Source organism: Devosia sp., assembly GCF_048261455.1.
Taxonomy (GTDB): domain Bacteria; phylum Pseudomonadota; class Alphaproteobacteria; order Rhizobiales; family Devosiaceae; genus Devosia_A.
In genome coordinates this window covers 192,311-214,532 of sequence record NZ_JBLXGA010000004.1, presented here as the reverse complement: position 1 = coordinate 214,532, position 22,222 = coordinate 192,311, and the positions used below count along the sequence as shown (strand labels likewise).

Here is a 22,222-nt window from a genome sequence, read left to right as displayed (position 1 = left end):
CCGCCTTTCGGGGCCATAACAGGATCACTCCAGCGATGCACTTCTCGCCCTGGCGGACTGCCATCATAGCCATTGTTGCCGTTTTCGGGATTCTGATGGCGATCCCAAACCTGCTCGACAAGGATCAGCTGGCCGCCTGGCCGGACTTCCTTCCCAAGCAGCAGATCACGCTGGGGCTCGATCTACAGGGCGGATCGCACCTGCTGCTGCAGGTCAATCGTGACTCGATCATTTCGGAGCGGATCAAGGATCTGCGCCGGGACGTGCGTTCGACGCTGGCCAATGACAATGGCATTGGCAATCTGATCACCACATCGACGGATTCGATCACTGTCGAATTGACCGACCCGAGCCAGAAAGACGCCGCGATGGCGGCTATCGAGGGTCTGCAGAACAATATTTCGGGCACGTTCGGTGCGGGTGGCACGCCGGAACTGGCTTTCTCGGAGACGCCCGACGGCAAGATCGTCGTGTCGCTGACTCCGGATGGCATTTCGGCCCGAATGTCGGCGCTCGTTGCCCAGTCCATCGAGGTCATCCGCAACCGTATCGACGAGGTCGGTACGACCGAGCCGGTAATTCAGCGGCAGGGCGACGATCGCGTGCTTGTGCAGGTGCCGGGCTTCGCCGATTCGACCCGGCTCAAGGAGCTGATTTCCCGTACGGCGCGCCTGACCTTCCACCTCGTTCATCCCTCCATGACCGCGGCGCAGGCCGAGGCTCAGGGTATCCCCTCCGGTTACTACATCCTGCCCAGCGCTGACGGAGGGGACGAGCTGCTGAACGAGAACGTTGAGCTGGGCGGCGAGTCGCTGACCAATGCGCAGCCCGGGTTCGACCAGCAAAATTCGCGCTCGGTGGTGAGCTTCCAGTTCGATACGCGTGGTGCGATCGTCTTCGGTGAGATCACTTCGCGCAATGTGGGCAAGCGTTTTGCCATCGTGCTCGACAATCAGGTCATCACAGCGCCGGTGATCCAGCAGCCGATTACCGGCGGTTCGGGGCAGATCAGTGGCAATTTCACGCCGCAGTCCGCCGCAGATCTCGCTGTGCTGCTGCGTGCTGGCGCGCTGCCGGCGACCCTCGACATCGTCGAGGAGCGGTCCGTTGGCCCGAGCTTGGGCCAGGACAGCATCGAGGCCGGTGTGCTCGCCGGTATCGTTGGTGCCATCGCCGTCGTGCTGTTCATGATCGCCGCCTATGGCTGGTTCGGCGTGATGGCCGACATTGCCGTGGCGCTGAACGTCACGCTGATACTCGCCACGCTGTCGGCGCTCGGCGCGACACTGACCCTGCCGGGCATCGCGGGTATCGTTCTGACCATCGGTATGGCGGTGGACGCCAACGTTCTGATTTACGAGCGTATTCGCGAGGAGCGCGCAGCCGGCCGGTCGGTCATAGCCGCGATAGATTCCGGTTTTTCCCGTGCGATGGCGACCATTCTCGATGCCAACATCACAACGCTCATTGCAGCCGTGGTGCTGTTCTTCCTGGGTTCCGGCCCGGTGCAGGGCTTTGCGGTGACCCTGGCGATCGGCATTCTGACCACGCTGTTCACCGCCTATCTGGTGACCAAGTTCATGGTCAGCCGCTGGTATGCATGGTTCCGTCCCAAGACGCTCAAGATCGGCCTGCTGCGTCCGGTACCGGATGGCACCAAGATCTCGTTCATGCGGTGGCGCAAGATGCTCGTCACCTTCTCGGTGCTGGCGTCTCTGCTGTCGCTCGGCGGCGCCTTCATCCCCGGCCTGAACTTCGGTATCGACTTCAAGGGCGGTTCGGCCATCGAAGTGCGGGCGCAAGATGGCGAGGCTGATCCCGCCGAGGTCCGGGCGCTGCTTGCGCCGCTCGACCTGGGCGAAGTGCAGGTGCAGAACTTCGGCACGCCGGAGGATCTGTTGGTTCGCATCGAGCTGCAGCCGGGCGACGACGCGGCACAGCAGGCCGCGATCTCGCGGGTCGAAACCGTGTTGCAGGGCGACGCCTATGAAATCCGCCGAACGGAGAGCATCAGCGGCACCGTCTCGAGCGAACTGGCAACAACCGGTATCATCGGGCTCAGCGTCGCGCTGCTCGGTATCCTTGTCTACCTGTGGTTCCGCTTCGAATGGCAGTTCGCCGTCGGTGCGATCATCGCCACGGCGCATGACGTGATCCTGACGATAGGGTTCTTCGCCTTTACAGGCATGGAATTCAATGCGTCGTCGATTGCGGCGGTGCTGACGATCGTTGGTTACTCACTGAACGATACGGTAGTGGTCTACGACCGGATCAGGGAATACAGGCTCAAATACAAGAAGACGAACCTGTCCGAATTGATCGATATCGCGATCAATTCGACGCTACCGCGAACCATCCTGACGTCGTTCACGACATTCGTCGCGCTGATGGCCCTGGTTGTGTTCGGTGGCGAGGTGATCCGCAGCTTCACGGCTTCCATGGCCTGGGGTGTGTTCGTGGGCACCTACTCGTCGATCTTCATCGCTTCGCCGATCCTGATCTATCTCGGTCTCAAGTCACGTGCTGACGTGGCCGAGGCCAAGGAGACGCCGAAGCGGGCCGACGGCGCAGCGGTTTGAGCGAGACGGTACCGGAGCAGGGGGGCTTCCCCCAGCAGGTGCAGATTGATGCCTATGGTAATGGCGGCTTCCGCTTTGGCGGCATGTCCCACCATGGCTCCTTGCTGTGCCTGCCTGGCCGGATGGTGCGCTGGGACGTGGGCGCGGCGAGTGAGATCACCCGCGCGGCGCTACAGCCCGTGTTCGATGCGGCTGCCGATATCGACGTGCTGATGATCGGACTTGGCCGGGAAATCGTGGGGCTCGACCGCGAATTGCGCGAAGAGCTTCGCGCCAGCGGTGTGATCGTCGAAGCGATTGCGACCGGCGGGGCCGTGCGTACCTATAATATCCTGTTGGGTGAAGACCGTGCCGTGGCGGCTGCGCTGATCGCCGTCGACGACGCCAAATGAGCGAGCCGCCTGACTATGTGGCGGCGTTCCTGCGCGAGGCCGATCGGGACCGCTATTACGCGACGCTGTTCCTGCCGCCCGCGCGCCGGCGTGCAGTGCAAGCGCTTTATGCCTTCAGTGCTGATGTTGCGGCGATCCGCGATCGGGCCCGTGAGCCGGCGGCTGGCGAGTTTCGGCTGCAGTGGTGGATCGATGCGCTTGAGGGGGACGGGCATGGCAATGTGCGGCAGAACCCGATCGCCGCGGCGCTACTCGATACGATCAGCGAATTCGGGTTGCCGGCGGGGGCGCTGATCCGGCTGCTGCGCGCGCGACGGTTCGACCTTTATCAAGATCCGATGCCCGATGTGGCGAGCTTTGAGGGCTATGCCGGTGAGACGGTATCGACGCCCTATCAGCTGGCGGCCATGATCCTGAACGGCGGTGAGGAAATCGAGACCGGCGATGCCGCAGGGCATCTGGGTGTCGCTCATGCCCTCGTCGGACATCTGCGCGCCTTCGGCTACAATGCCAGCCAGGGGCGGGTGTTTCTGCCAATGGCGGTACTGTCAGCCAATGGCGTGACGGATCGCGAGATTCTCACCGGCACCGAAAGCGAGGGGCTTGCGGAGGCGCTGGGCCAGATCGCCGATATGGCCGCTGAACACATCGCTCAGGCGAGGACTGCGATCGGAACCGTTCCCAAGGCGTTGCGGCCGGTGTTTGCGCCCGTCGCGCTCGTCGCGTCGCAGTTGCAGCAGGTGCGCGAGAACCGGCGGTTCTTCGCTGCGCCCGATGAGATTGCCGACTGGCGCAAGCTCGTCATCATGTGGTGGTGGAACCTGCGCCACTGAGGCGCAGGCACTTTGTGGTCAGGCCCAGGCCATCACGTCGTCGAGCGCGCGCCCGGTGATGGCCTCGCGCTTGGCAATGGTCTTTTCAGTCGATTTCCAGCGGCCGACGTGGCCTTCCGGCTTGGTGATCGTCACCGGTGGGAAGAGGCCGAAATTCACGTTCATCGGCTGGAAGCTGCGGGCACCGGAATAGGCTTCGGCCTCGAGGTGACCGCCGGTGATGTGATTGACGAGGGCACCCAGCGCCGTAGTGGCGGGTGGCGCGGCCAGGGTTTCACCCCGTGCCTCGGCCGCCGCCATGCGGCCGGCGATGAGCCCGACGGCAGCACTTTCGACGTAGCCTTCGACGCCAGTCACCTGACCGGCAAAGCGTAACCGTGGCATTACCTTAAGTTTCAGATCCGCGCCCAAGACCTTGGGGGAATTGAGAAAGGTGTTGCGGTGCAAACCGCCGAGTCGCGCGAACTGCGCGTTCTGAAGTCCCGGGATCAAGCGGAAGATTTCCGTCTGGATGCCGTAGCGCATCTTGGTCTGGAAGCCGACCATGTTCCAAAGCGTGCCCAACTCGTTGTCCTGGCGCAGCTGAACGATGGCATAGGGCTTGACCGTGGGGTTGCGCGGATTGGTCAGGCCCACCGGCTTCATCGGGCCGAAGCGCAGTGTGCCGCGGCCGCGTTCGGCCATGACTTCGATCGGCAGGCAGCCATCGAAATAGGGGACCTTCTCCCAGTCCTTGAACTCATGCAGTGGCGCTGAAAGCAGGGCATCGACGAAGGTGTTGTACTGGGCTTCGTCCATCGGGCAGTTGAGGTAATCCGCGCCTGTACCGGACGGGCCGACCTTGTCGTAGCGCGACTGGGCCCAGACGATATCCATGTCGATCGAGTCGTAATGGACGATCGGTGCGATAGCATCGAAGAAGGCGAGGGATTCCTCTCCCGTCAGTTCCTGAATGGCGGACGCGAGGGCAGGCGAGGTCAGCGGGCCGGTGGCGACGATGACGTTCTCCCACTCGGCCGGCGGCAGGCCAGGCACTTCCCCCAGTTCGATGGTGAGATTGGGGTGGTTGCGCACCGCCTCCGTGACCTTGGCCGAAAAGCCATCCCGATCGACTGCGAGAGCGCCGCCGGCCGGCAGGGCCGACGCATCCGCGGCGCGCATGATGATCGAGCCGCAGCGGCGCATTTCTTCATGCAGCAGGCCAACGGCATTGTGCCGCGCGTCGTCGGAGCGGAAGCTGTTGGAACAGACCAGTTCGGCGAAACCGTCGGTGTTGTGTGCGTCTGTCGGGACGTTCGGCCGCATCTCGTGCAGGATGACCTTGGCGCCGGCTTCGGCAGCCTGCCAGGCGGCTTCGGAGCCGGCGAGACCGGCGCCGATGATGTGGATTGGCTGGGTGGTGGTGTTGCTCATGGGCGCGAGATAACAGGGCCGCAGGCGCAGCGCAACGGAGGAGAAGAGTGGTGACGATCAGGCTGCTGGGACGCCGCAACTCGTGCAATGTTCAGAAGGTCATGTGGATGCTGGACGAACTCGAGCTCGACCATGATCACGTCGAGATCGGCGGCGCTTTCGGCGGCAATGACAGCGCCGCGTTCCTGAGCCTGAACCCAAACGGGACGGTGCCGGTGCTCAAGGACGGCGGGCTGACGCTTTGGGAGAGCCACGCGATCCTGCGCTATCTCGCGGCGCAATACGGATCGGGCCGGTTCTGGCCAGAGGATCCGGTGGATCGTGCTGTCGTCGACCAGTGGACGGACTGGACGGCGACGACGTTTCAGCCCGCCTGGATCGCGTTGTTCTGGCAGGTGGTGCGGACGCCGGCGCCGCAACACGATGCCGAGGCGATCGCCGCAGCGCTGCATCGGACCTATCGGTCTTTCGAGATCATGGATACGCGCCTGGCGAGTAGCCCATGGCTGGCTGGCGACGCATTCTCGATTGCGGATATCGCGGCTGGTGCCGCGCTCTATCGCTGGTCGAGCATGGAGATTGATCGGCCGGAGCTGCCCCATGTGGAGGCCTGGCACGAACGGCTGTCTGAACGGCGGGCGTTCCGAGAGGCCGTCTGTCGGTCTTTCGAAGAGCTACGAGGGCGGACCGCTTATTAAGGCAGAACGCCCCATAAAAACGAAAGCCCGCTTCGGTAGAAGCGGGCTTTCAGGACATCGCAGGCGCGCAAGACTGACGGTCAGAACCCTCAGAGCGTGCGGGCATGATCGCGGGCGATCCGGGTGATGTCGGTGCGGCTGATGCCGAGGTCGCTGAGCTGACGATTGTCGAGCGAGGTCAGTTCACGGACAGTCTGCTGGTAGGCCGACCATTTCTTGAAGCTTGTACGAATACCCATTGGAAGTCTCCTTGCGTTTGCAAGGGTAGATTTAGTGCATCGGCGGGAAATGAGCAGTGCCAAAAGTCTCACAACCGATATGCGCTGACTGCATGGCGATCCGCGGCGGCGAAAACGGGCCGGCGTAGGTCGTCGGGGCGGGAACGACAACGCCGGCCATCTGGGGGGAGGGCCGGCGTCTGGGATGGTTACTGTAAAATTAACGCCTAGCGGTCAAACAGTCCGCGGGTCATCTGGGGGAAATCCGTGCGCGAAAGCCCTAGGGCGTCTCGGGTTGTGGGCACTTCGGTCTCCCGTAGCGTCTGTTTGATGTCCACCAGCCGCTTAGTACGCCATACGGCACGGACGAACATCGTTGTGTCCTTTCAAGGATCGCGACTTTCGTAGCATGAGCCGATTTGCGGTGGAGCGTAACTGCGGTTTCGGTACGTACCTCATGCATTGCGTGCATAGCTTTTTCGTGAAAGTGACACGCAAATGAGTCGTGGCGGGCGCTTGTGACCTGTGCTCGGCGCGCGCCTCGGGAGGCGGCGGCACAGTGTTGCCCCGCTATCGCCGCGCGATTGACACCTGGATGAACGCTTCCTGAGGCGCTGGCAGCGCGGATTCGTCGCCAATGTCGCTACCTGACCGGCGAAAACGTGTCAGCCCGACCCAAAAGAAAGGCCGCCCAGAAGGACGGCCTTTTCCATGTGAGTTGAGACCACTGGTCCCGGGCAAGGTACCGCAGCGCGGATGCCGTGCTACTCGGCAGCGCGACGCTGGGGGCGGCGGTCCATGACTTCCTTGAGGAAGCGTCCGGTGTGCGAGCGGGGATTCGCCGCGATGTCCTCCGGCGTGCCGATGCCGACGACCTCGCCACCGCCATCGCCGCCCTCGGGACCCATGTCGATGACCCAGTCGGCGGTTTTGATGACTTCGAGGTTATGCTCGATGACGATGACCGTGTTGCCGGTGTCGACAAGTTCGTGCAGCACTTCGAGCAGCTTGGCGATGTCGTGGAAGTGCAGGCCGGTCGTCGGTTCGTCCAGCATGTAGAGCGTGCGGCCGGTGGCGCGCTTCGACAGCTCCTTCGACAGCTTGACGCGCTGCGCCTCGCCGCCCGACAGCGTGGTGGCCGGTTGGCCGACCTTGACGTAGCCGAGGCCGACGCGTTGTAGCGTCTTGAACTTGTCGCGGATCGACGGCACGGCGGAGAAGAACTCCACGGCCTCGTCGATGGTCATCTCCAGCACGTCAGCGATCGACTTGCCCTTGAAGTGAACGTCGAGCGTTTCGCGGTTGTAGCGCTTGCCGTTGCACACTTCGCAGGTGACGTAGACGTCGGGCAGGAAGTGCATCTCGATCTTGATGACGCCATCGCCCTCGCACTTTTCGCAGCGACCGCCTTTTACGTTGAAAGAGAAGCGGCCGGGGCCATAGCCACGGGCCTTGGATTCGGGGAGGCCCGCGAACCATTCGCGCATGGGGGTGAAGGCGCCGGTGTAGGTCGCAGGGTTGGAGCGCGGGGTTCGGCCGATCGGCGACTGGTCGATGTCGATGACCTTGTCGAGGTGCTCGAGGCCGCTAAGGTGCTCGTGCGGTGCCGGAATGACGCGGGCGCCATTCAGTCGCCGGGCGATCGCCTGATACATGGTGTCGATCATCAGCGTCGACTTGCCGCCGCCGGAGACGCCGGTGATGGCGACGAAATTGCCCAGGGGCACATCGACGGAGACGTTTTTCAGATTGTTGCCGGTGGCACCATCCAGATGCAGCTTGCGCGTCTTGGACTGCTCACGCCGTTCGGTCGGCAGGGGTATCGACATCTCACCGCTGAGATATTTCCCGGTGATGGATTTTGGGTTGGCGACAATGTCCTGCGGCGTGCCCTCGGCGACGATATTGCCGCCGTTGACGCCGGCGCCCGGGCCAATGTCGACAACATAATCCGCCGTGAGGATGGCATCTTCGTCATGTTCGACGACGATGACGGTATTGCCCAGGTCGCGCAGGCGTCGCAGCGTCTCGAGCAGGCGCTCGTTGTCCCGCTGATGGAGCCCGATCGACGGCTCATCCAGAACATAGAGGACGCCGGTCAGGCCGGAGCCGATCTGGCTGGCGAGACGAATGCGCTGGCTTTCGCCGCCCGACAGCGAGCCGGAATTGCGGCTGAGCGTGAGATAGTCGAGACCGACGTCGTTGAGGAAGCCCAGGCGTTCGCGGATCTCCTTGAAGATGCGCTCGCCGATCTGGTTCTGTTGCGCGCTGAGCCGCTCGGGCAGGGTCTGGAACCACTCGGCGGCGGCGCGGATGGATTTCTGGCTCACCTCGCCGATGTGCAGCCCGTCGATCTTGACCGCCAGCGTCTCCGGCTTGAGGCGATAGCCGTTACAGGCGACGCAGGGCGCCTGGGACATGTAGCGCTCGATCTCCTCGCGCATGCCGGCGCTCTCGGTTTCTCGATAGCGGCGCTGCAGGTTGCCGATGACTCCTTCGAACGGCTTGGTGCTCTTGTAGGTGCGCAGCCCGTCATCATAGACGAAGGTGATCTTGGTCTTGCCGGTGCCGTAGAGCACGGCGTGCTGCACCTCGAAGGGCAGGTCCTCCCACGGCGTTTCGGTGTCGGCATCACAATGCGCGGTGATGGCCTTGAGCGTCTGCTGATAGTAGGGCGCAGACGTCTTCGACCAGGGCAGGATGGCGCCGCCCTTCAGCGTGAGCGTGGCGTCTGGCACCACCAGGTTCGGATCGATCTTCTGCTCGGTGCCGAGGCCATCGCACACCGGGCAGGCGCCAAACGGGTTGTTGAAGGAAAACAGCCGCGGCTCGATCTCCGGGATGGTGAAGCCCGAAACAGGGTCGGCGAATTTTTCCGAGAAGACCAGGCGCTTCGGCTTGCCGTCCGGCTCGGTCTCGTCTGCCAACTCCGCAAAGGCGATGCCGTCGGCGAGCTTCAGCGCGGTCTCGAAACTCTCGGCGAGGCGGGCGGCGATATCGGGGCCGGTGACGATGCGGTCAACGACGACCTCGATGTCGTGCTTGAGCTTCTTGTCGAGCGCCGGGGTGTCTTCGAGGTCGTAGAACTCGCCGTCGATCTTCACGCGCAGGAAGCCCTTGCGCATCAGGTCGTTGAGCTCGCGCTTGTACTCGCCCTTGCGACCGCGGGCGATGGGTGCCAGCAAGTAGAGGCGGGTGCCTTCCGGCAGAGCGAGAACCTTGTCGGCCATCTGCGAAATGGTCTGGCTTTCGATCGGTAGGCCGGTGACCGGGGAGTAGGGCACGCCGACGCGGGCGAACAGCAGACGCAGATAGTCGTAGATCTCGGTGACCGTGCCGACGGTCGAGCGCGGGTTCTTGCTGGTGGTCTTCTGCTCGATGGAGATGGCGGGGCTGAGCCCGTCGATCTGCTCGACATCGGGCTTTTGCATCATCTCGAGGAACTGGCGCGCATAGGCCGACAGGCTTTCGACATAGCGCCGCTGACCTTCGGCATAGATGGTGTCGAAAGCGAGCGAGGACTTTCCCGAGCCGCTCAGTCCCGTCATGACGATCAGGCTGTCGCGCGGCAGCCGTACATCGACGTTCTTGAGATTGTGTTCCTTGGCACCACGAACGACCAGCTCGCGGTGCGGATTGACGGGGCGGGAGGACGAAGCTTTGGCCATGAAAGATCCGTAAGTTGGCGCGCCGGTGCGGAGCCGGAAATGTGCCAAGGCGTGTCAGGGTTCGCGGAGTGCGGAGATCAAGAGCAAAGATGGGCTTTGAATGCCCGCCACGCAATCCCTTCACATGCAATCCGCTGTGATGCCCGATCAAACCGAATGGCGGGCGATTTGTTCCGAAAGGAACATATCGAGAACAATAGGGATTCGGTCAAGTCCATATCAGGAACCGGACAATGGAGCGGACGGACATATCCTTGACAGAATTTGACGATAGAGAACATATAGGGAACGAACGAACCTGTGGGCGAGGGCCGATTGCCGCAAGCGCAGGCGACGAAGGACCGGTAGGATGTGCGCCAGTTCGCCCGGGCGTTATCCGGGACAGAAGTTTCAGTGAAAGGAAGCCGCCATGGCAGGCAGCGTGAACAAGGTCATTCTCGTAGGCAATCTGGGTGCGGACCCCGAAGTACGGAGCCTGCCGAGCGGCGGCAAGGTGGTGAACCTTTCCGTGGCGACCTCGGAAAGCTGGCGGGACAAGAACAGCGGCGAGCGCCGGGAGCGCACCGAATGGCACCGCGTGGTGATCTTTTCGGAGGGACTGACGCGGGTCGCCGAGCAATATCTGCGCAAGGGTTCCAAGGTCTATCTCGAGGGCCAGCTGCAGACGCGGAAATGGCAAGACCAGTCCGGCCAGGACAAATACTCCACCGAGGTGGTGCTGCAGGGGTTCAACTCGAACCTGACGATGCTCGATGGCCGTGGCGACGGTGAGGGGCAGAGCGGCGGTTTCTCCGGCCCGCGTGAATCCGTCGGCGGTGGCCGCCAGCAGGAGCGGCGTCCGGCGCAGAACGCTCCGGCTTTCCAGTCAGGCGGTATGGACGACGATATCCCGTTCTGATCGGGATGATGCAAAGCGCATAAGGGTCGGCGGTGCGCCGCCGGCCTTGGGCCGATCCGCTCGGATCAGCCCACCATACGTGCCGCTTCCGGCTGTGAGAGAATCCACTGGTTGCGACCGCGCGCCTTGGCCCGGTACAGCGCGCTATCCGCTCGCTCGATGAGCCAGGTGCCATCTGTGGCACTGAGATGATCCTCCTGCCTCAGCACCGAAACACCAATGCTCACGGTGACCTGTTTCCAAGGCAGGTTGCGTTCGTGAGGGATGTCGAGGGCAAAGATGCGGCGACAGATCTGCTCGGCGATACCGGTTGCGGCCCGATGGTCGATACCCGGGAGCAGCAGCGCGAGTTCCTCTCCGCCATAGCGGGCCGCGAGATCGCCCGAACCACGTGCCGCGTCCTGGGTGATGCTGGCAATGGCCTTCAGGCAATTGTCTCCCGCGATATGGCCATAGTCGTCGTTGAAGCGTTTGAACCGGTCCGCATCGAGCATCAACAGGGCGAGCGACCCTCCAGTGCGGTGGGCCCGTTCGAACTCCTCGGCGAGCGCCTTGTCGAAGGCGCCGCGATTGGCGAGGCCGGTGAGGCCATCCTGGGTGGCCATGATCTCCAAACGCTCCTCCAACGCTTTCCTGCTGGAGATGTCCCGGGTGACTCCGACCACTCCAAAGGACTTGCTCTGGTCCTCAACGACACGCAGCGACGTTTCGAGCCAGAGCTGATGGCCGTCCTTGTGCTGGCGCCTAAAGGTGATGGTTTCCTGGGACGAAAGACCGCTCAGCAGCCGGTCACGCGCCTGACTGACGGCCGGAAGGTCCTGGGGATGGATGGCGCTGTAGGCGGACTTGCCGATGAGTTCTTCGGCCTGGTGGCCGGTCAATCTCGAGATGGCCGGCGAGATGTAGACACGCCGGCCCTTCTTGTCGAAGCGCTCGACAAGGTCGCTGGCGTTTTCCGCAAGCAGGCGGAATTCGGCTTCGCGCTCGCGAAGCGCCAGTTCGCTCTTCTCGCGAATCTTGATCTGCTGGGCGAGGCGATAGCCCAGCAGTGTCAGGCCGAGGACGATGGTCAGCATCGTCGCAAAGCGCGGAATTGCGCCGCTCCACCAATCGGCCAGCGCTTCGTCAGTCGAGGCCGTAGATATCGAAATGATGGGATAGCGTTCGTTGCGCGCTATGGCCGCAACCCTTGGACTGCCGTTCAGTGGCGGCAGAATGAGCGTCGTGCCGTCATCCAGCAGCTTGCTGCCGGTCATGTCCGGAACGGTGCCGATTATCAGATCGTTGCCCGGTCCGCGAGCGACCACCTCGAATTTGCGGGTCATCAGCGTGATAGAGCCGTGATCGCCGATTGCCAGCGGGCTATAGACGGCAGATAGACGATCGGATGAAATTCCCGCGGCGACGACACCGGCGAAACTGCCGTCATCGGCGGTGACCCGGCGGCTGATGACCGTCATCCATTCGCCGTTGATGTCGCGCATCAAACCGTCGAACAGCGTCTCGGCGGCGCTATCTTTGCGATGACGGGCGACCAGCTCAGCCGCTGCACCATTCGCGGCGATTATCGGCGGTGCGGCGGTCGACGCAATGACACCGCCATCAGGTCCGTAGACGAATATGCCCTGCAGGTAGCCGGCGTTGCGTGCCTGGGCCGCGATGATCCGCGGCAAGCTGTCTTCGGTTGTCGTATGGACACCGTCCTCGAGCAGGAGGGTGGTCGCGATAATGGTCTGTTCTGCGAGCTCAAAGCTCGCTTGAGCATGATAATTGACGAGATCGGCCACGTTCAGCGCGTCGCGCTGTGTATGGCCAAGAATATCGCTGCGCGAGGTCCACTCGCGCCAGCCCTCGATAGCAACCAGCGCTGTGGATGCGACCAGAATGAGCAGGACAGCACGATGTCTGGCCAGAAATTTTAGTATGGTTTTCACTGCAACCGTCGCGCTTAGTCGGACGGTCGCTTGTGCCAGTTTCGTCTTAAACCCGAAGTAATTCGGTAGGTGGCATGCGTGGCATCGCATTTACCTTTGCGAATGCAAACGGACGGGCCCGTGTTCGGGACCCGTCCGCAAGACCGAAAATGCCGGCGAAACAGCTACTTGGTGAACGGGACGGTGGCGGCCCACTTCTCTCCGGAGTCGTTGAACAGCACGTTGAATTTCACCTCGATCTTGGCGGGACGCAGGGTAATGCCAGCCGTGACGGTCAGGTCGTTGCCGTCTGCATCCTTTTCCCGCTCGCGCAGATCGAAGACGATGGCGTCACCACGCCGCTTGCCGATGGCGACCCCAGAGAAGGTGACATTGGTGCTCATGATCGCCTCGTAGCGGCGACCGGCGTCGTTGTACTGGATCGTGCCGGCGACAGTGACATTGGTACCGGCCAGGGCGCAGCGCCCCTCGTAGTTCATCTTGTCGCCATTGCCCGGCGACAGGTTGAGCTTGCAGGCAACCGTTTCGGAGTCTTTTCCGACCAGCTTGCCCTTGCCCTTCCAACTGCCCAGGTAGGTTTTGAGCAGGGCGACGTCAGCAGGCGCCGCCATGACCGAAGCAATCGAAAATGGCGATGCGACCAACAGACCTGCGAGCGTCATGGCGCGCAGGGTCCCCAGAGTGTTCATTTCTTATTGCCTCCAATTGACTGAAAGAACCGCCCCCCGGCGAGAAGCAGAGATGGGAGCAACAACAGATCTCCGATCAATGCAACGATCAGTGTGATGACAGTCAGGGTGCCGAATAATGCAACGGGAGGCAATGTTGAAAACATCACAACCGAAGTGCCCGCACAGATAATCAGCGTCGTGGCGATGAGGGCCGGCCCGACGCGCTCGAGCGTCAGGTCGCAGGCCTCGGGATGGGACGCGCCTGCTTCGCGCTGTCGCTTGTAGGTGAACAGGAAGTGGATGGTGTCGTCCACCGCGATACCGAAGGCGACCGTGAGCGCGATGACCGTGGTGAGCTGCAGGCCGGCGCCCGACACGTAGAGGTAGAGCTCGGTGCCCAGGATCGGCAACATGTTGGGAACGATCGACAGCAGGCCCAGCCGCCAGGAGCGGAAGGCAAGGCCGATCAGGAAGATGTTGATGACGATCGCGGCGATCAGGCTGTTGCGGATCGAGTGGATGATGCCGGTGCTGGCAAAGGTGGTCATCAGACGGTAGCCGGCGACTTCGGCCCCCTCGACGCCGGCGGCGGCGATCTGGGTGTCCATCTCATTGACCATGCGCTCGAGATCGTCGGACTCCATGATGGTGGGCAGGAAGGCGGTGATCAGCGCCTGACTGCCGTCGTCGGTGACGAAGCGGCGCTTCATGAAGGGGCCGACGGCGTTGAAGATATCCTCGCGGCTGAAGCCGGCCTCGGCGTATTGCAGCATCGAGGCGCCCGAGATGACCTTGCCCTGGCCGACGATGCCTTCGACGATGTCCTGCACCTGCTTTACCCGCTCGAAATCGGCGTCCGACAGGTTGGGATCGTTGTCTGCGAGGGGGATGCGCACATAGACCGGGGCGACGCCCCCGACGCCATCATCGATGCTGTTCGCGGTCGCCAGCGCCTGCGAATTGCGGGGCAGGAAGTCTTCGAAGGAGAACTGCGGCTGCAGCAGGAAGTGCGGAACCAGCAGCAGCAGCGCCAGCACCAGACCAAAGGCGGCGATGGGCTTGTAGAAGCGACGGGTGATGCTGCGGGCAAGGGGAATTGGTGCAGTGACGGCAATGCTCATCTTGCGCGGCGGGCGATAGCCGAGCCGGATGGCGAGCCGCATGGTCAGCGGCATTATGGTGGCGAAGGTCAAAAAGGCCATGGCGACGCCGAGGACGCCCGAGAGGCCGAATTCCTCGATGCCGCGGCCCTGGGTGACGATCAGCGTGCCGAAGGACACCATGGTGGTGAGCGAGGTGAGGGCGGCCGCTGGCAGCACGCGGCGCACGGCCTCGTCGATGGCCTCGTATGGGTCGAGGCCGTCGTTCCACAGCCGCAGCCAGGTGAAGGTGAAATACATCGACTCGGCGAAGGCGACGACCAGCACCAGGGTGACGATGATGTTGGTGAGGAAGCTGAACGAGCCGAAGATCAGCATGACCGCGCCGATAACCCAGAGCACGGCGATGGCCGGGGTGAAGGTGGCGAGGACGGCGCCCCAGAAGCTGCGCAGGGTGAACAGCGAAATGGCGGCGCCGATGAGGAAGCCGACAATCGAGAACATCGCCTGATCGGCGACGGTGGATTCGAGCAGTTCGGTCGACCAGACCGGCGGCCCGGTCAGCTGAACGGTCAGGTCGCCGGAATTGTAATCGGCGATCAGCTCGCGCAGATCGGTGATCATGGCCTTTGTGCCACCGGGTTCGCGGAGCTTTTCGACGTCGGGGAAGAGAATCATGACGACGCCCGACAGATCCTCGACAATGAGGTTGCGCATGATCGGGTCATTGTTGCGCAGATCGGTCATCACCTCGGCGACTTCGGCGCGCGTGGCCATGTCTTCCGGCACCGCCGGTACCGTGCCGCCATCCGCACTGGGCTTGCGCAGGGTGAACGGGGTCATCGTGCCCACGGCCCAGTCGCTGAGCTCGAGATCGAAGGCGAGGTCGCGCATGCGCTCGATGACCTCGGGATTGGTCAGGTCAGGCGAGTTGACCAGGACATAGGCATCTTCCTCGAAGGTGCCGAAAGCCTCGGTCAGTTTCTGGTAGCGGTCGAACTGCTCGCCCGAGTCGGAGAAGACGCGCATCAAATCGCCGTCGACGGAGACCCGCGTCACCTGGTAGCCGCACAGGATGGTAAAGAGCAGGGCCGCAATTCCGATGATGCGCGGGAAGCGGAGCGTCAGGTACGCTACTTTTTCCAGTCCGAAGCCGATCGACCACTTGGGAAAAGACCCACCCTTGTGGGAGTCACGGCCATCTGACACGAGCTAGTCTCCGAGGTATATTGCGCTATACGAGTTCAGCGCGTTTCTAAGGGCTGGCATAGAGTCCGTCCAGAACTAGCTCACCTCAAAGTCCGCTGTTTCGTAGCAATTCGACGCAAAACAGCAGCCGCATGACGCTGTTTGGCGTGTTGTTGGCTGTGATGGCCCTTCAAAGACCCAAATTCCGGGGGACTAAGGGGTGTTCAGGCGTACCGGATTCGCTCCCCAGCGCGGAATCGCCTAATACCGGCACAACCGGATAGAAAAGCAAAAATGACCGACACGACAGACGAGCCGGGCGGGCTGCCGCCGAATTCAGAGGTTGCGAACATCTCCATCTCCGAGGAGATGCGCAAATCCTATCTCGACTACGCGATGAGCGTGATCGTCAGCCGGGCGCTGCCGGACGTGCGCGACGGGCTGAAGCCGGTGCATCGGCGGATCCTGTATTCGATGCATGTGCAGGGCTACGAGTACAACAAGCCCTATCGCAAGTCGGCCCGTGTGGTCGGCGACGTGATCGGTAAGTACCACCCGCATGGCGACTCGGCGGTCTACCATTCGCTGGTGCGTATGGCGCAGGACTTCTCCCTGCGCGTGACGCTGATCGACGGTCAGGGCAATTTCGGTTCGATCGACGGCGATATGCCGGCGGCCATGCGCTATACCGAAGTGCGCATGGAAAAGGTCACGGGCGCCATGCTCGAGGACCTCGACAAGGACACGGTCGATTTCCGCGAAAATTATGATTCGTCGGAAACCGAGCCGGTGGTCCTGCCTGCGCGCTTCCCCAATCTGCTGGTCAATGGCGGCGGCGGTATCGCAGTCGGCATGGCGACGAACGTTCCAAGCCACAACCTGACCGAAGTGATCGACGGCGTTCTGGCGATCATGGACAATGAGTTCATCACGGTCGAGGAACTCATGCAGATCATCCAGGGGCCGGATTTCCCGACCGCCGGTATCATCCTGGGCAAGTCGGGCATTCGCTCGGCCTATGAGACCGGCCGTGGATCGGTGCTGATCCGCGGGCGGGTGCATGTCGAAGAGATGCGCGGTTCGCGTGAAGCCCTGATCATCACCGAGATTCCCTATCAGGTGAACAAGTCGGTGATGATCGAGAAGATGGCGGAACTGGTGCGCGACAAGCGCATCGAGGGCATTTCGGACATTCGCGACGAATCCGACCGTTCGGGCATGCGGGTGGTAATCGAGTTAAAGCGCGATGCGGTCTCCGATGTCGTGTTGAACCAGCTCTATCGCTTTACGCCGCTGCAGAGTTCGTTCGGCTGCAACTTCGTGGCGCTGAATGGCGGCAAGCCGGAGCTGATGGGCCTGCAGACCATGCTGCGCGCGTTCATCGATTTCCGCGAGGAAGTGGTGACGCGGCGGACGCGCTTCCTGCTCAACAAGGCGCGTGACCGCGCCCATGTGCTGGTTGGTCTCGCCGTCGCCGTCGCCAATGTCGACGAGGTGATCGCGCTCATTCGCACGTCGCCCGATCCCACCACGGCCCGTGAGCGCTTGATGGAGCGGCATTGGCCGGCCCGTGACGTCGCGCCGCTGATCGCGCTGATCGATGATCCGCGTCACCGGATCCATGATGATGGCACTTTCCTTTTGTCCGACACGCAGGCGCGCGCCATTCTAGCGCTGACGCTGAGCCGCCTGACCGCACTGGGCCGCGACGAGATCGGCTCTGAACTCAACGGGCTCGGCGCGGACATTTCCGAGTATCTCGACATCCTGCGCTCGCGTGAGCGGGTGCGTCAGATCATTCGCGATGAGCTGATCGAGGTGCGCGACCAGTTCGGTACGCCGCGCATGACCACGATCGACGAGGCCGCAGGCGATCTCGACGACGAGGATCTGATTGCGCGCGAAGACATGGTCATCACTGTTACCCACGGCGGCTATATCAAGCGCGTGCCGCTGTCGGCGTACCGGGCGCAGCATCGCGGCGGCAAGGGCCGGTCCGGCATGGCGACGCGTGACGCCGATTTCGTGACCCGGCTGTTCGTGGCCTCTACCCATGCGCCGGTGCTGTTCTTCTCGTCGACTGGTCAGGTCTACAAGATGAAGGTCTGGCGCCTGCCGGTGGCAGAGCCGCAGGCAAGGGGCAGGGCGCTGATCAACATGCTGCCGCTGGACGAGGGCGAGCGGATCACTTCGATCGTGCCGTTGCCCGAGGACGAGGCGGACTGGGATCGTCACGACGTGATGTTTGCCACCTCCACCGGTTCGATCCGGCGCAACAAGCTGAGCGATTGCGTGCCGCGCACGACGCTGGGCAAGCGGGTGATGGAGTTCGACGGCACCGATCAGCACATCATCGGTGTGGAGCTGAGCCAGGAAAGCGACGATGTGCTGCTGACCACGGCTCTGGGCCAGGCGATCCGCTTCCAGACCAGCGATATTCGCGTGTTTGGCGGCGGCGGCTCGACCGGCACGTCGACCGGTAACCGCGGTATTACGCTTTCCGAGGGTGACTCGGTCATTTCCATGACCATTCTGCGTCATATGGATGCCACCCCCGCCGAGCGTGCGGCCTATCTCAAGCAGTCGGGTGCGGTACGCCGCGCTGCGACAGGCGAAGAGGTCGAAGCCGAGCCGGAAGTCGATGCGATCGAGGAAGCCGACGGCGAGGCCGGTGGCGACGACATGGCGTTGAGCGAAGCGCGTTATATCGAGATGGGGGCGGCCGAACAGTTTGTTCTGACCATTACCGAGTTCGGCTACGGCAAGCGTTCGTCGTCCTACGAGTTCCGCATCTCGAACCGTGGCGGCAAGGGTATCAAGGCAACCGACCAGACCAAGGTCGCCGAGATCGGCAAGCTGGTTGCGGCCTTCCCGGTGGATGAGGCCGACCAGATCATGCTGGTGTCGGATGGTGGCCAGTTGATCCGGGTGCCGGTTGCCGGCATCCGCTTCACCAGCCGCGCGAGCAAGGGCGTACGCGTGTTCCGCACGGCCGAGGACGAAAAGGTTGTGTCGGTCGAACGGATCAGCGAGCCCGAATCGGACGCTGGTGAGACGCCGGAAGCGCTGGAAGGCGGTCCAGATGCACCGGATACCGGCACGGCGCCGGACGGTGCGGTGCCAGGAACCGAGGCGCCGGAAGCGGGTGACGAGACGCCGGGAGATGACGGCGAGAGCTGACGGCAGGCTGACACAGGCCAGAAAGACAATACGGCGCTGCCCAATGGGCGGCGCCGTTCTTCGTTCGGGGCTTGTCAGGGATACATGGCTGTGGATTGCTCAGTGTTCAACGCGAGGTTTCCGCCATGATCACCATCAGCACCCTGATTCCCTATGTGCTTGCCTGTCTGCTGTTCTCCATCGTCCCCGGGCCATCGGTGACAGTAGTGATTGCCAATTCACTGTCGCGCGGGACGCGGGCCGGACTGCTGACCATTCTGGGCACCGAGATCGCGATGCTGATCATGGTGACGGTGGTGGCGCTGGGCCTCGACTTTGTCATGTCGGTGGTGAGTGAGGCCTTTGTCGTGATCAAGCTGGTCGGCGCCGCCTACCTGATCTGGATCGGCTGGAAGATGTTCAACAGTACCGGGCGACTGGTCGTGGAGGCGGGGTCGCGATTGCCCTATGCCCGCTACGTCTGGCAGGGTGCGGTGGTGAACCTCTCCAACCCCAAGACACTGTTGTTTCTCGGGGCCTTCCTGCCGCAATTCGTCGATCCGGGCCGTGATGCTTTCAGCCAGATCATGGTGCTGGGCCTGATCGTGATGGCCGTCGCAACGGCCACGGACTGTGTCTATGCGGTGCTGGCGGGCCGGGCGCGTGAGGTGCTGACGGCGACGCGGCTGAAGCTGATGAGCCGGGTGTCCGGCGCGATTCTGATGGCTGGCGGCGTCTGGCTGGCGCTGCAGAAGCGGATCTAGCTTCGCCGCATCGCCGGGGGCGGTCGCGGGTTCGATTTAACGGATGGACGGGCGCGAAGTCGTCCCTCCGCACCGGTGCTGGACGGTTCCGACGCAACAGGCCCGCTGTTCGCTTGAGCAGCGCGTGTGGCGCGTGTTAGACACGCCGCCTTGCCGGACCCATGTTCCGTGGGCCGGAAACCATTCCATGGAGATGAAAATGATCAAGGTGACGTTCCCCGACGGTGCAGTTCGCGACTATGCGCGTGGCACCACCGGGACCACCGTGGTCGAGGGCATTTCCAAGAGCCTCGCCAAGCGCACGGTGGCGATGAAGGTCAATGGCGAACTGTCGGACCTCAGCGACCCACTGGACGATGATGCCGCGATCGAATTCGTGATGCGTGACAGTGAGGACGGGCTGGGCCTGATCCGCCACGATACGGCGCATGTGCTGGCCGAAGCGGTGCAGGAGTTGTGGCCCGACACGCAGGTGACGATCGGCCCGGTGATCGAGAACGGCTTCTATTACGACTTCAAGCGGGACACGCCGTTCTCCGAGGACGATTTCGAGACCATTGAGAAGAAGATGGCCGAGATCATTTCGCGCGGCGCGGTCTTTACCAAGGAAGTGTGGGACCGCGAGGAGGCGAAGCGCGTCTTCGGGGCCAAGGGCGAGAGCTTCAAGGTCGAACTCGTTGACGCCATTCCCGAAGACCAGAAAATCAAGATCTACAAGCAGGGTCAGTGGTTCGACCTCTGCCGCGGCCCGCATATGCGCACGACCAAGGATATCGGAAACGCGTTCAAGCTGACCAAGGTGGCCGGCGCCTATTGGCGTGGGGATTCGAGCAATCCGGTGCTGAGCCGCATCTACGGCACGGCCTTCGCCAGCCAGAAGGAACTGGACGACTATCTGACGATGCTGGAGGAAGCCGAAAAGCGCGACCACCGACGGATCGGCAAGGAACTCGACCTGTTCCACCTGCAGGAAGAGGCGCAGGGCTCGGTGTTCTGGCACCCGAAGGGCTATGTACTCTACAACCAGATGGAAGAGTATATCCGTCGCCGGGTGAACGCCGATGGCTACCAGGAGGTCAAGACTCCGCAGCTGATGAGCTCGAAGTTCTGGGTCGCCTCGGGCCACTGGGGCAAGTATCGCGAGAACATGTTCGTCGTGCCCGACGAGGTGCCGCTGACCGAGGAAGAAGGTCCGGTGCTGAGCGGCGAGGGCGAGCTGATGGCGCTCAAGCCGATGAACTGCCCGGCGCACGTGCAAATCTTCAACCATGGCATCAAGAGCTATCGCGATCTGCCGATGCGGATGGCGGAGTTCGGTTGCTGCCACCGCAATGAGGCGCATGGCGCGCTGCACGGGCTGCTGCGGGTGCGGCAGATGACGCAGGACGACGCGCATATCTTCTGCACCGAGGAGCAGATCCAGGCCGAGACGGAGCGGTTCGTGCATCTGCTCTATTCGGTCTATGGCCACATGGGCTTCGACAATGTGGTGATCAAGCTCGCGACGCGGCCAGAGAAGTTCGGCGGGACGATCGAGCGCTGGGATGCGGCGGAAAAGGCGCTGGGCGATGCCCTGCGCGCGACCGGTTACGACTTCGAGATCGCCAAGGGCGAGGGGGCCTTTTATGCGCCCAAGCTCGAGTTCCACCTCAAGGACGCCATCGGGCGCTCCTGGCAGGTCGGGACGCTGCAGCTCGACTATGTTCTGCCCGAGCGGCTCGGCGCGACCTATGTCGCCGAGGACGGTTCGCGCAAGAATGTGGTGATGCTGCACCGGGCGATCCTCGGGTCGCTGGAGCGTTTCATTGGCATGCTGATCGAGCATCACGCCGGGCGCATGCCGATGTGGCTGGCGCCCGTGCAGGTCGTCGTGGCGACGATCGTGTCGGAAGCGGACGAGTATGCGCAGGGGCTGGTCGACCGGCTGAAGGCGAGCGGCATTCGCGCCGAGATCGACACCCGCAACGAGAAGATCAACTACAAGGTACGCGAGCATTCTCTGCAGCGCGTGCCGCAGATCTTTGTGGTGGGCAAGCGCGAAGCCGACGAGGGCACGGTGTCCGTCCGTACGCTGGGCTCGCAGGGGCAAGAGGTGAAGTCGGCGGAAGAGGCGGTTCTCGCCGTGATGGCTGAAGCCGTGCCACCCGACTTGAAGGAAAAGGCTGCCGCGACGGCCGCCTGATCTCTTTGCCGGAGCCGGAGCATTTGCTTCGGCTTCGGCGCCAGCGGCTCGGGCGGTTGCCAACGTTCCGATCCGGCAGCAGGGGTGGGCCGAAGCCGCCTTGTGCGGTCAGGTCCGGCGCGGTTCGAACGCCACGCCGAGTTCTTTGAGTGCACGCCAGGCGACCCGGCAATGATGCGGCTGCTGGCGTGGCACCAGCAAGTCGAACGTTTGCGGGATGCCGGCGACCTTGGCGACCTCGAGCTTGGCGCCGCCATCGGACAGGTTGCGGATGATGCAAGGCACCTGCTTCTGGCCGCCGCTAAAGACGATGGTCGCCTGAATCATGGTGTTGCGGCGCGGGGTGAGGCGATGTTCTCGTCGTAAGGTCACTTCAGTTTCCCGGCACAGGCCGTAGAGAATTTGCAATCATGGCTGGCTCAACGGCATAGGTGCCGCGCGCGTTCCCTGGCTGGGATCGTCGCAGCCAGAGGCAGGCAGCTAGCCGTAATACAATGAAATATTGGTGAAATGCCGTGGTGGACT

15 protein-coding genes are annotated in these 22,222 nt (G+C 62.7%); 8 read left to right on the top strand and 7 right to left on the bottom strand.

The genetic code is table 11. From position 1 onward, the window contains the following. Positions 1 to 35 precede the first annotated feature (35 nt). Genes secD through ACN0TK_RS06395 form a run of 3 tightly spaced genes read left to right on the top strand, consistent with a single transcriptional unit; the run spans position 36 to position 3,804 of the window. Positions 36 to 2,579: a protein translocase subunit SecD gene (secD, locus tag ACN0TK_RS06405; protein ID WP_417308637.1), complete on the top strand. Its 2,544-nt coding sequence runs from the start codon at positions 36 to 38 to the stop codon at positions 2,577 to 2,579. Next, positions 2,576 to 2,971 (top strand): Mth938-like domain-containing protein, encoded by a 396-nt coding sequence (locus tag ACN0TK_RS06400; RefSeq protein WP_417308636.1) that lies wholly within the window; start codon positions 2,576 to 2,578, stop codon positions 2,969 to 2,971. The genes secD and ACN0TK_RS06400 overlap by 4 nt, the downstream gene beginning before the upstream one ends. Then, positions 2,968 to 3,804 carry a phytoene/squalene synthase family protein gene (locus ACN0TK_RS06395; RefSeq protein WP_417308635.1) on the top strand — a complete coding sequence of 279 codons (837 nt, stop codon included), beginning with the start codon at positions 2,968 to 2,970 and terminating at the stop codon, positions 3,802 to 3,804. The genes ACN0TK_RS06400 and ACN0TK_RS06395 overlap by 4 nt, the downstream gene beginning before the upstream one ends. Positions 3,805 to 3,822: 18 nt before the next feature. Here ACN0TK_RS06395 and trmFO read toward each other — a convergent pair whose 3' ends face one another. Further along, positions 3,823 to 5,217, bottom strand: a complete 1,395-nt coding sequence (gene trmFO, locus ACN0TK_RS06390; protein ID WP_417308634.1) for a methylenetetrahydrofolate--tRNA-(uracil(54)-C(5))-methyltransferase (FADH(2)-oxidizing) TrmFO — start codon at positions 5,215 to 5,217, stop codon at positions 3,823 to 3,825. A gap of 50 nt (positions 5,218 to 5,267) precedes the next feature. On the opposite strand from trmFO, the gene ACN0TK_RS06385 reads away from it, so the two are divergent. After that, positions 5,268 to 5,915, top strand: a complete 648-nt coding sequence (locus tag ACN0TK_RS06385; protein ID WP_417308633.1) for a glutathione S-transferase family protein — start codon at positions 5,268 to 5,270, stop codon at positions 5,913 to 5,915. 89 nt (positions 5,916 to 6,004) lie between these two features. Here ACN0TK_RS06385 and ACN0TK_RS06380 read toward each other — a convergent pair whose 3' ends face one another. Further along, a complete protein-coding gene (locus tag ACN0TK_RS06380; RefSeq protein ID WP_417308632.1) occupies positions 6,005 to 6,154 on the bottom strand; it encodes a DUF1127 domain-containing protein in 150 nt (49 codons plus the stop codon). Between the two features lie 743 nt (positions 6,155 to 6,897). After that, entirely contained in the window at positions 6,898 to 9,801 is a 2,904-nt protein-coding gene (gene uvrA, locus ACN0TK_RS06375) for an excinuclease ABC subunit UvrA (protein WP_417308631.1), read from the bottom strand. A 409-nt stretch (positions 9,802 to 10,210) separates the two neighbouring features. Here uvrA and ssb point away from each other — a divergent pair, with 409 nt between their 5' ends. Beyond that, on the top strand, positions 10,211 to 10,699 hold the full coding sequence (gene ssb, locus ACN0TK_RS06370) for a single-stranded DNA-binding protein (RefSeq protein WP_417308630.1): 489 nt from the start codon (positions 10,211 to 10,213) through the stop codon (positions 10,697 to 10,699). 65 nt (positions 10,700 to 10,764) lie between these two features. Here ssb and ACN0TK_RS06365 read toward each other — a convergent pair whose 3' ends face one another. The 3 genes from ACN0TK_RS06365 to ACN0TK_RS06355 form a co-directional block, all read right to left on the bottom strand. Further along, a complete protein-coding gene (locus ACN0TK_RS06365; protein WP_417308629.1) occupies positions 10,765 to 12,633 on the bottom strand; it encodes a diguanylate cyclase domain-containing protein in 1,869 nt (622 codons plus the stop codon). A 164-nt stretch (positions 12,634 to 12,797) separates the two neighbouring features. Further along, a complete protein-coding gene (locus ACN0TK_RS06360) occupies positions 12,798 to 13,322 on the bottom strand; it encodes a hypothetical protein (RefSeq protein ID WP_417308628.1) in 525 nt (174 codons plus the stop codon). Further along, the gene (locus ACN0TK_RS06355; RefSeq protein WP_417308627.1) at positions 13,319 to 15,613 is read right to left on the bottom strand and encodes an efflux RND transporter permease subunit; all 2,295 of its coding nucleotides are present in this window, start codon (positions 15,611 to 15,613) and stop codon (positions 13,319 to 13,321) included. Before ACN0TK_RS06355 ends, ACN0TK_RS06360 begins: the two co-directional genes overlap by 4 nt. Positions 15,614 to 15,886: 273 nt before the next feature. Between ACN0TK_RS06355 and gyrA the strand changes: the two genes are divergently transcribed. From gyrA to thrS, 3 genes are all read left to right on the top strand, one after another. Continuing rightward, entirely contained in the window at positions 15,887 to 18,772 is a 2,886-nt protein-coding gene (gene gyrA, locus ACN0TK_RS06350) for a DNA gyrase subunit A (RefSeq protein ID WP_417308626.1), read from the top strand. Positions 18,773 to 18,897: 125 nt separating this feature from the next. Beyond that, the gene (locus tag ACN0TK_RS06345; protein WP_417308625.1) at positions 18,898 to 19,515 is read left to right on the top strand and encodes a LysE family translocator; all 618 of its coding nucleotides are present in this window, start codon (positions 18,898 to 18,900) and stop codon (positions 19,513 to 19,515) included. 199 nt (positions 19,516 to 19,714) lie between these two features. Beyond that, entirely contained in the window at positions 19,715 to 21,697 is a 1,983-nt protein-coding gene (gene thrS, locus ACN0TK_RS06340) for a threonine--tRNA ligase (RefSeq protein WP_417308624.1), read from the top strand. Between the two features lie 108 nt (positions 21,698 to 21,805). Here thrS and ACN0TK_RS06335 read toward each other — a convergent pair whose 3' ends face one another. Beyond that, on the bottom strand, positions 21,806 to 22,105 hold the full coding sequence (locus ACN0TK_RS06335; protein ID WP_417308623.1) for a PilZ domain-containing protein: 300 nt from the start codon (positions 22,103 to 22,105) through the stop codon (positions 21,806 to 21,808). Positions 22,106 to 22,222: the final 117 nt, after the last annotated feature.